11 protein-coding genes are annotated in these 9368 nt (G+C 41.5%); 6 read left to right on the plus strand and 5 right to left on the minus strand.

The features are described 5' to 3' along the window. Together AAA938_RS17945 and rlmF are read left to right on the plus strand one after the other, a co-directional pair. On the plus strand, positions 1–363 hold the full coding sequence (locus AAA938_RS17945; RefSeq protein ID WP_338230141.1) for a helix-turn-helix domain-containing protein: 363 nt from the start codon (positions 1–3) through the stop codon (positions 361–363). Next, positions 360–1301, plus strand: coding sequence for a 23S rRNA (adenine(1618)-N(6))-methyltransferase RlmF (rlmF, locus tag AAA938_RS17950; protein WP_338230142.1), 942 nt, complete (start codon positions 360–362; stop codon positions 1299–1301). The genes AAA938_RS17945 and rlmF overlap by 4 nt, the downstream gene beginning before the upstream one ends. A 45-nt stretch (positions 1302–1346) precedes the next feature. On the opposite strand, the gene AAA938_RS17955 is transcribed toward rlmF, so the two are convergent. Beyond that, positions 1347–1760 (minus strand): OsmC family protein, encoded by a 414-nt coding sequence (locus AAA938_RS17955; RefSeq protein WP_338230143.1) that lies wholly within the window; start codon positions 1758–1760, stop codon positions 1347–1349. A 543-nt stretch (positions 1761–2303) separates the two neighbouring features. Here AAA938_RS17955 and AAA938_RS17960 point away from each other — a divergent pair. Then, positions 2304–2684, plus strand: coding sequence for a GxxExxY protein (locus AAA938_RS17960; protein ID WP_338230144.1), 381 nt, complete (start codon positions 2304–2306; stop codon positions 2682–2684). Between the two features lie 103 nt (positions 2685–2787). On the opposite strand, the gene AAA938_RS17965 is transcribed toward AAA938_RS17960, so the two are convergent. The 4 genes from AAA938_RS17965 to AAA938_RS17980 are packed head-to-tail and all read right to left on the minus strand — an operon-like array spanning position 2788 to position 7065. Then, complete coding sequence (locus tag AAA938_RS17965; protein ID WP_338230145.1) at positions 2788–3912, minus strand: glycosyltransferase; 1125 nt, start codon at positions 3910–3912, stop codon at positions 2788–2790. Beyond that, entirely contained in the window at positions 3888–5048 is a 1161-nt protein-coding gene (locus AAA938_RS17970) for a glycosyltransferase family 4 protein (protein ID WP_338230146.1), read from the minus strand. The genes AAA938_RS17965 and AAA938_RS17970 overlap by 25 nt, the downstream gene beginning before the upstream one ends. Then, entirely contained in the window at positions 5041–5937 is an 897-nt protein-coding gene (locus tag AAA938_RS17975; RefSeq protein ID WP_338230148.1) for a class I SAM-dependent methyltransferase, read from the minus strand. Before AAA938_RS17975 ends, AAA938_RS17970 begins: the two co-directional genes overlap by 8 nt. 3 nt (positions 5938–5940) lie before the next feature. Continuing rightward, positions 5941–7065: a glycosyltransferase family 4 protein gene (locus AAA938_RS17980; protein ID WP_338230150.1), complete on the minus strand. Its 1125-nt coding sequence runs from the start codon at positions 7063–7065 to the stop codon at positions 5941–5943. 201 nt (positions 7066–7266) lie between these two features. On the opposite strand from AAA938_RS17980, the gene AAA938_RS17985 reads away from it, so the two are divergent. The 3 genes from AAA938_RS17985 (at position 7267) to AAA938_RS17995 (ending at position 9194) form a co-directional block, all read left to right on the plus strand. After that, on the plus strand, positions 7267–7503 hold the full coding sequence (locus AAA938_RS17985) for a ribbon-helix-helix domain-containing protein (RefSeq protein WP_338230151.1): 237 nt from the start codon (positions 7267–7269) through the stop codon (positions 7501–7503). A 164-nt stretch (positions 7504–7667) separates the two neighbouring features. Then, a complete protein-coding gene (locus AAA938_RS17990; RefSeq protein WP_338230152.1) occupies positions 7668–8117 on the plus strand; it encodes a hypothetical protein in 450 nt (149 codons plus the stop codon). Positions 8118–8279: 162 nt separating this feature from the next. Next, positions 8280–9194: an alpha/beta hydrolase gene (locus tag AAA938_RS17995; protein ID WP_338230153.1), complete on the plus strand. Its 915-nt coding sequence runs from the start codon at positions 8280–8282 to the stop codon at positions 9192–9194. The last annotated feature ends 174 nt before the right edge of the window (positions 9195–9368 follow it).

A 9368-nucleotide genomic window follows, 5' to 3' on the forward strand; every position in this document is an offset into this window, starting at 1 on the left:
ATGAAACCGATCCATTCAGAGGCAGAATATCAAATGGCTCTCCAGCGGGCGGAAGAGCTATTTGACTCAAAAAAAGGAACACCGGAGGGAGATGATTTGGAAGTTCTTTTGATTTTGATTGAAAAATATGAAAAAGATAATTTTCCGATTGATCTACCTGATCCGATAGAAGCGATTAAGTTTAGAATGGAGCAACTTCAGTTAAAACCAAAGGATTTAGAAGATTTGATAGGATACAAAAGTCGAGTAAGTGAAATTCTAAATCGGAAGCGAAAATTGACCTTGGATATGATTCGAAAGCTTCATTCTAATCTCAATATTCCCACGGATGTACTTGTTCAGGAATATTTATTGGAAAATTGAAAAAGGAAACAAACCTTCATTCCAGAAATCTCCATCAAAGGAGGTACGATCTTGAAGCTCTTTCAGCTGCCCTTCCGGAGTTAAAAAATTTCATTTTTACAAATGAATTCGGTGCACAAACCCTTGACTTTTCCAATCCAAAAGCGGTAAAACTGCTTAATTATGCCCTTCTTAAGCAATTTTACGGAATTGGGTTTTGGGATATTCCGAATGGATTTCTCTGCCCTCCTATTCCGGGCAGGGCTGATTATATCCACTATTTGGCCGATCTATTAGCTCTTTCCAATGCTGGAAAAATCCCGTCGGGTCCCAAAATCCGGGTTCTAGATGTGGGTACAGGAGCCAATCTGATTTATCCAATTCTGGGTAATTCTATTTACGGTTGGAGTTTTATCGGTTCGGAGCTTAACCCCAAAGCAGTACAGGCTGCACAGAAAATCATCGATAAAAATCCAACTCTGCAAGACAAAATTGCCATTCGAAAACAGTCAGATTCTTCTAAGATTTTTTCCAATATCATTCAGCCGGGAGAATATTTTGATCTTACACTTTGTAATCCTCCCTTCCACGAGTCGGCTGAAGCAGCGCAAGAAGGCAGTCGAAGAAAAGTAAGAAACCTGACAGGAAAAGCAGTTTCTAAGGCTTCACTGAATTTTGGAGGGCAAGCTGAAGAACTATGGACAGAGGGCGGAGAATTACTATTTATCCAAAACATGATCCGTGAAAGTGTGAAGTTTAAAAATCAGGTGTTCTGGTTTACAACCTTGGTCTCCAAATCGGAGAATCTTCCAAAGATTTTGAAAGCACTTTCTATTGTAGGTATTAGGGCAAAAAAGGTCGAGGAAATGGCCCAAGGGAATAAAATAAGCCGGTTTGTGGCTTGGACTTTTTTGGACGACAAGCAACAAAAGGCATGGGTTGATTTTCGTTGGAAATAAAAAAAGCAGGACGAGCCTGCTATTCATGTTTCTAATAGGTAAACCTTATGCATTCAAGGTATATTCTGAGCTGATTTCCATATTCAGCGCCTTGGAAATCGGGCAATTGGCTTCAGCATCTTTTACCTGCTTTGCAAATTCTTCCTCAGAAATTCCTTCTACTTCAGCCTTGATGACTAAGTGAGATTTTTTCAAAGTACCCTCTTCAAAAGTGATTTTGGAGGTTACATCCAGAGATTTGGGAGGGAAATTTACTCCGCTAAGGTTGAAGCTGAGCTTCATGGCAAAGCAGCCAGCGTGAGCTGCTGCTACCAGTTCTTCTGGATTGGTCCCTACTCCGTCTTCAAATCGGGTGTTGAAAGAATATTGAGTGTCTTTTAGGACAGTACTGTCGGTGGTCAAGTGGCCGGAACCTTCTTTGCCACTTCCTTTCCATACGGCGGTTGCTTTTCTGATCATGGGATTAAAGAGTTTTATGGTGAAAAGATACAGAGTAAAGGAAATTTTGAGGGTTAAAGTTTCATGAAAATGAATTTCCCACAGATGCTCACATATAAAAATCACAGATATCCACAGATTTTGGAGCAAAGGATATGAGTGAATCTGCGGCATTCCATCCGTGGTTACCTGTGGGAAATGTATTGACTCTTTTTCCCACAGATAATCACAGATAAAAATCACAGATATCCACAGATTAAGGGCTAAAGGATCTGAGTGAATCTGTTGGATTCAATCCGTGAAAATGTGGGAAATATAATGGCCCTTTTTTCCACAGATGCTCGCAGGTAAAATTGACAGGCTTCCACTGATTTTGGAGCAAAGGATCTGAGCGAATCTGTGGGATTCAATCCGTGAAAATCTGTGGGAAATATAATGGCTCTTTTTTCCACAGATGCTCACAGATAAAAATCACAGATTTCCACTGATTTTGGAGCAGGGGATCTGAGTGAATCTGTGGCATTCAATCCGTGTATATCTGAGGGAACATCCTTAAATTTAGCTATGCATGAAAATGAAATTACCTTTTTAATCCGTGGTGCAATTTTTAAAGTCTACAATACCCTAGGGCCAGAACTTTTGGAGTCCAGCTACGAAGCAGCTTTGGGTTATGAGTTGGTAAAATCGGGTCTATTGGTCGAACACCAAGTTGGTCTTCCATTGATTTATCAAGAGCTGAAGCTTGAGATTGGGTACCGGATAGATTTATTGGTGGAGAAAAAGGTAATTGTGGAGATTAAGTCTGTTGAACAATTATTGAATGTTCATCATTTACAGATAATGACCTATTTGAGACTATCGAATCTAAAAATTGGGCTGTTAGTTAATTTCAATACTGATGACCTTACTAAAAATATTGTCAGAAAAATAAATGGATTCCTCTAGGTTTTCCCACAGATGCTCACAGATAAAAATCACAGATTCGCACAGATAATGATAAAATATCTGTGGAAATCTGTGGCAAAGAATCCGTGAAAATCTGTGGGAACTAAAATTTGGCCAGATTTTTAAAAACCTCCAAATACTGCCCTGTCACATAATCCCAATTGTACTTTTGAGTCAGTCCAGACCTTGCCGAATTTCGAAGATGGTCCATTTGTTCCGCCTCTGACTCTGCTTTTTCTACGGTTTCATTCACCGATTCGGCGCTTTTTTTAAAATACCATCCATGCTTGCCGTTTTGTAGCATTTCCTGATTGAAAGGCGTATCCAAAGCCAAAATCGCACAGCCATAGCCCAAGGCTTTCAACATGGCCGGATTCGTGCCTCCATACTCATGCCCATGAAAATAAGCGTAGCAATGGGAATACAAGGATGCCAACTCCTCCGGATCGGTCACATAACCCGTAAATAGCAACCTCGGATCTCGAATGTTTTTCAATCGATTAGCCCATTCATCGGCGAAAGGAACATCGCCAACGATAACCAATCTCTTTTTGGAATCGGACTTCAAAAATCCATCAATGATCAAATCCGCATTGTTATCAGGTACCAGTCTTCCCACAATCAAAAAGTAGCTTCTGCTCTCCAGATTCCACTTTTTCAGAGGTTCTGGCCCCACACTTTCCCGAGGATTTGCTCCATAGGCAATTACGAGTGAGTCTTTCTTGAAAAGTTCCAGATAAACGCGACGCATTTCATCGGAATCGTTGATGATTTTATCATAAAACTTAGTAGCCATCTTTGAAGCCCAGAAAAAATATTTAGCTCCCAAACCTTTCCACTTGGGGCGACGCCATTCCAGTCCATCCACATTGATGGCGGTAGGTTTGCGGAAGATTCTGGAGATAATTCCAAAAGGACCATTCCCTGAATTCACCACAAAAATCACATCCACATCTGAGAAGCAGGCATGAAGCATCGAGAAGAAGGTATGGGTCAATTGGGTTAGGCTTTTGGACTCGATCGCAGGCGTGTAGATGCATTCGATGCCATTTACAAATCTTGGCCTTTCCTTAAATAAAGCCCGGTGATTGTACACCCGGACATGCACCCCTTTTTTGACCAATCGCTCTCCAAGTTCCTTGATCATCGTGTCGTATCCCCCATACACATAAGGATACCCTTTGGCGCCCATGATGGCAACCTTCAGTTTTTTTTCAGGTGCAGCCATAGGTGGTCGATGATTTTTTGTTCGAAGGATGCCAGGCTGAAAGTTTCCAAAACTCTTTGCCTCCCGGATTCACCCATGGAGTTTCTCAGCGAGGAGTTTTCAATCAGGGTAGAAATTGCCATTGTTCCTTCACTTACCCCATTAATTGGAATCAAAAATCCGGTTTCCCCATCCAAAACCATTTCCGAAGCTCCTCCAGAAATTGTAGCGACCACAGGTTTACCGGCAGCCATGGCTTCCAAAATCACAGTGGGGAAGGAATCCGGAAGGACTGATGGCAGGACAAAGATATCCAAAGAGGCCATTACCTCTGGGATATCTTTTCGAAAGCCTAAATAGCTGACTCTAGACGCTAACTTCTTGTTTCTAATCTCTTTTTGGATTTCTTCCAAAATGAATTCATAGCCAGGAAAAGGGTCCCCAATCAATACGAAATGGGCTTTGGGATACGTTTGTGACAGATTTTCAGCCATTTGCAGAAAGAAGAGCTGTCCTTTTCCCGGGTTGATGCGACCGATCATTCCAACCAGAATTGAATCTGGATCTAGCCCAAGTTCCGATTTCAAATTGCCTTTTGCGGTCAGAAAATCATCGTAAGGAATACCGTTTGGGATTACCTCAACTTTAGAATTATTGAGTTCTGCCTGCCAGTGGTTACCAACCGCTTGGGAGACTGCAATCGGGCGGGGCGTGCTGCTATCCAGCATTTTAGCCAAAAGTTTGACCAAAGGCGCGGGGCCCGGAAGGATTTCATGGATATGCCAGATGTGAGGAAGTTGGTTTCTTTTTGCCCAAATAGAACCCACCACCACCGCGAGCGTATTGGAATACACCAACTCAAATGAGTATTTCTGATGCAATAGATTGAGGAATCGATAGGCTTTCAGGTTCTTTTGGACCCGGTTAAAAATGCCGCCCGGATTCACGTACTTTCTCCTCAAAATTCCCAGATTTTGTACATAAGTAGGGATATTCAAGGCTTTCAAGTCGGCTTGGATCGGGCCTTCATTGGTAAGAACGACCACGGGAGAAAGACCCTGATTTTGGTAAAACCGGAGAACTTGCAGGATAATTTTCCCGGAACCATAGCCTTCTGAGCTGCTTTGCAAAAACAGGATATGTCGGGGTTTAGCCATGGTTTTTCGCATAAATTCCCAAAATTCCTGATTTTCCAAATAGAACCGATAATGCTTCAAGTATAGTAGCAAAAGGCAGCAGAACTCCAATTCCCAATATCAGCCCAAATGATTTTTTCCGTTTGAGCCGATAAATCAGATTTTCCTTAAATCCTAAACGGCTCATCAAGGCCTGCAGCATTCCCAAGACTCCAAGATGTACGGAAAAGCTGCGCTTGGCGATGACTTCCATCCCAATTTTTCCTAACTCTGTCTCCAAGGATTGATAATTCCAATGGGTCAAATGCTTGGGAATATCCCAATGCATCCAGTTTTTTCCGGCAATTTTTGCCTGCCAAGAGTCCGCTCTTGGGACTTCCAGATAAAGAATTCCTTTCTCTGCGAGATTGTTTTGAATTAGCTCTTGTAAAAGGCTAATAGGATCAGGGAGGTGCTCAAGGACGTGATTTAGCGTAATCAGATCAAAGTTTCCTGCCTCGATTTTCCCTTCGGTGTAAAGAGAAGTCAAAACCCGAACTCCATATTTTTCCTGAGCAAATTGGGCTCTTTGAGCTTCGGTTTCAATTCCCAAACCATCCCAGCCTAAAGCTTTTGCCACTGCCAAAAACTGACCCTTCCCGGATCCAAAATCCAACAATCGATGGGCATTTGGGACAATCGACTTAGCTTGGCGAAGTACTTTTCGGGCTTCCGAGAAGATGATTTTTTCAAAAATAGAGGCACGGTTATCCACTACAGCGTAGACTTCATCGCGGTACAATTCCTCCCACCGGATGTACTCAGGAAGATAGGTCCATCGGATCCCACAATTGGGACAATCGCAAATAGAATGAGGAGCAGGAGAAAAAGTAGGAGAAGTTTGACAAACAGGACAGGATAATTGCCGCATGGATTAGGGAGCGGGTTTCAAAATAAGCTCGTAAAAAGCCTCGATAAATTTTTTGGGAGAAAAGTCCTTGGAGCGGGCTTTTCCGAGTTGGATGAGCCGTTCTCTCAAGTCATTTTCAGTCTCCAAAAGTATCATTTTTTCGGTCAAATCTTTGGGATTTCCGGTTTGAAAAGAAAGGCCCGCTCCATGTGCCACCTCCAAGAGTGCTGGCTGATCCGAGTGGATTACCGGCACGCCAAAGCCCATGGATTCGAGAATGGGAATGCCGAATCCTTCATTTTGCGAAGGAAAAATATAGGCGAAAGCCCCGCTGTATAGGGATTTGATCTGTCCGTCGGATATGTATCCCGGAATCAGGACTTGATCTTGCAGCCCCATTTTTTCCACCAGTTTTTGGACTACCGGGAAGTCATTCATTTGTTTGCTTTGACCAGGCCCACCGGCTAGGACCAGTTTCTTTGGTGATTCTGTTTTCGTCAGGTAGGCCGCATAGGATTCTACCAGAAGGGGGAGACTTTTCCGCTTATCGAAGGTTCCGATATGAAGAAAGTATTCCTGAGGTATTAGCCCTAGCTTTCCTAAAAATTTTTGGTCTAGGGCTGCCGTCATGCCTTTGGGGGCTTGATATATCACCTCTATGGGCAACTGGCTTCCCAGATGTTCCTGAAGGGAATTTTTCGAATATAGGGTAGTCGTAATCAAGGTAGTGTCCTCTTTGAGTCCCTTTTTGAGGAGATTGAGAAAGTACTTTCTCCACCATCGGGGATAGTTTTCCGGCATTTGCCAGAAAAAGGCATCGTGGATCACAGTCATCCTTCTACAGGAAAGGGAAGCTGCCGGCGAGATAAAATCGGGGCAAATCAGGACATCCGGTTTGTACTTTTTGACCAAATCAGGCAGCTGAAATTCTTTCCATCGGAAATAATCCAAATGGTAGTTCAGCTTTTGAAATTTGGATTTGAGGTCTTTGTAGCTCGGATCTTCCGCCTGCTTATCGGGTTCGTGGGTAAAAATCCATTCGACCTCCGGATGGGGGTATTTCCTCGCCGCCTTGGCCAATTCCACCATATAGGTTTTGATTCCTGTACTGGCAACATTGAGGTATTGAAGATCGAGGAGGACTTTCAAAAGGCGAGCTGTTTTGGAATGGTGAAGATTCCGAAAAAACGGATAGGGTAATCCTTAAAGTTAGGAATAAAAAAATGATCCCAACAAGTTTCCAATTTGCGAAGGTAGTGGATCATGAAAGTGAATTTTGCTCGGGGTGAGCTATATTTTTTCATTTATAACTCATAAATCGGTGTATATTTACACCAATACTACACAATTATGGCACGTCAAACGATAACAATAACAGAACCAAATGATCGCTGGTTGAAGCAGAAAATTGAAGAAAATGAGTACGCCAGCAAGAGTGAATTAATCAATGATTTGATTCGCAGGCAGCGAGAGCTGGAATTGGAGCGGGCTTGGCTTCGAAATGAATTGATCAAAGGAGAAAAAAGTGGTCTTTCCACCAAGACAATGGCAGAAATCCTTGAGGAAGCAAAAAAACGAGCCAAGTAGAAATCATGACTTTCACTCTAAGTCTTCAGGTGAAGGAGCAAATAATTACTGAAATACATCTAAAACAACGCTTTTAAAAATTAAACCTCTTCGCACATAGTGGATATACACGACATAAATTGGGAGAAGTGGCGTATATATGGATGTAAGCGTGCATACAAAAAATGACGTTGAGACTAATAAATAAAATATTAACCCTTTTGACTGCCGTGACTCTTTTAACAAGTTGCGGAACGGACAATAAAACAAAAATGACAGACCAAGAAGCACAAGAAAACTTTGACAGACAATATGCGGAATCAATGAAAGATCCACTGTTTGCCCTCGACTTAGATTCTGTAAAATCAAGTCATGGCGAGAGATTTTTAGAACTTAGGACAATCATAAATCAACATGACCCAATTGGACTTCTTGACATTGGAGCGCCAGAAGATGAATATGAAGCAGAACTGAAAACGATTATTGTTCAATTAGATCATGACATGAATGAATTACAAGTTCACGACTTGATCTACCAGGAGTTTTTGAGATGGTTTGAAGACGAGTCAACAGCAGGTTCAAAAGAAGCTTATAAGGAACTTGCGGCTGACATTCACGATTGGATGAAAAAATAAAAAAGCACGACACGCCAACATCGGCTATAGCAAATGCGGGCTGACTGCTTAAAAATGAAGATATTACAACTAAATAAAATGACAGTAAGCAGATAAGAAAGCGGCTTCGAAATCCCGCAGTTGCCATAGCCAGGGCCGTTGTGTTAAACAAAAAACACCGACATGAAAAATGTAACAATAGTTTGCTTTGTAATTCATTGTCTTTGTTCTAATCTTTCCTTTTGCCAAACGATTGGAAATTATGAGTTGGTTGAGCACAAAGAGATTGATTATGCACTTGAAGAATTGTTTTCCGAGGACACGCTTCAAAGACTAAACTTGGTAATACCAATTAAGAATGACAAAATTCCGCTTTTAATATGGATTGGCGGGGGAGCATGGTCTTATGGTGACAAGAACCAAGAAATGGACTTGGCAAGAAGGTTTGCCGCAAATGGAATAGCAGTTGCTTGTATTGGACACAGACTAAGTCCAGCTATATGGAGAGATTCAACTTTGAATAAAGGAATTCAACACCCAAAACATATTCAAGATGTGGCTTTATCAATAAAATGGTTATATGAAAATGCTGATAAATATGGATATGATAAGGATGGATTTTTTATTGGGGGATATTCTTCGGGCGGACATTTATCCGCATTAATAAGTTTGGACAGCACTTATTTAAATCAAGTCGGACTTTCTCACAAAATATTTAAAGGAATAATCCCAATCTCAGGTACTTATGATATAATTGACTACCATAATGTGCTTTCAAACAGCGGCAGACCCGAACTTGCTGAACAGCATGTGGAAGCTGTTTTTGGCGAAGGAATTGAAAATTTCAGACTAGCATCGCCTGTAGCATATCTTAATAACTTATCAGTACCCTTATTGCTTATTAGTGATAATAATATGTATAACTACTCAAAACTATTTGAAGAAAAAATTCGGCTAACAGAATTTAGAAATATGCAAGTTGTCTATTCATACGACTTATCACATGGAGGTCTTTGGAGAAACCTATCTTATGAAAAGAACAGTATTTACCGACAAATCATCATAAATTTTATTAGAACTAATTCTGATATGGGATAGCAGCACACAACAACTAAGCTTTCGTGCGGCTTGCAAAGCCAAGCATGAAAGCGCTGTTGCACGAAACCGGTGAGGTTCTTATGGGGATTGAATCGGAATTTCAGTTGGATTTGTAGGACTTGATAGCTGAAAAAGTCTCCTCAGAATTGCTCGTCACGTTTGAAAAGCCATCTA

This window comes from Algoriphagus taiwanensis, from assembly GCF_036245645.1.
In the GTDB taxonomy this organism is placed as follows: Bacteria; Bacteroidota; Bacteroidia; order Cytophagales; family Cyclobacteriaceae; genus Algoriphagus; species Algoriphagus taiwanensis.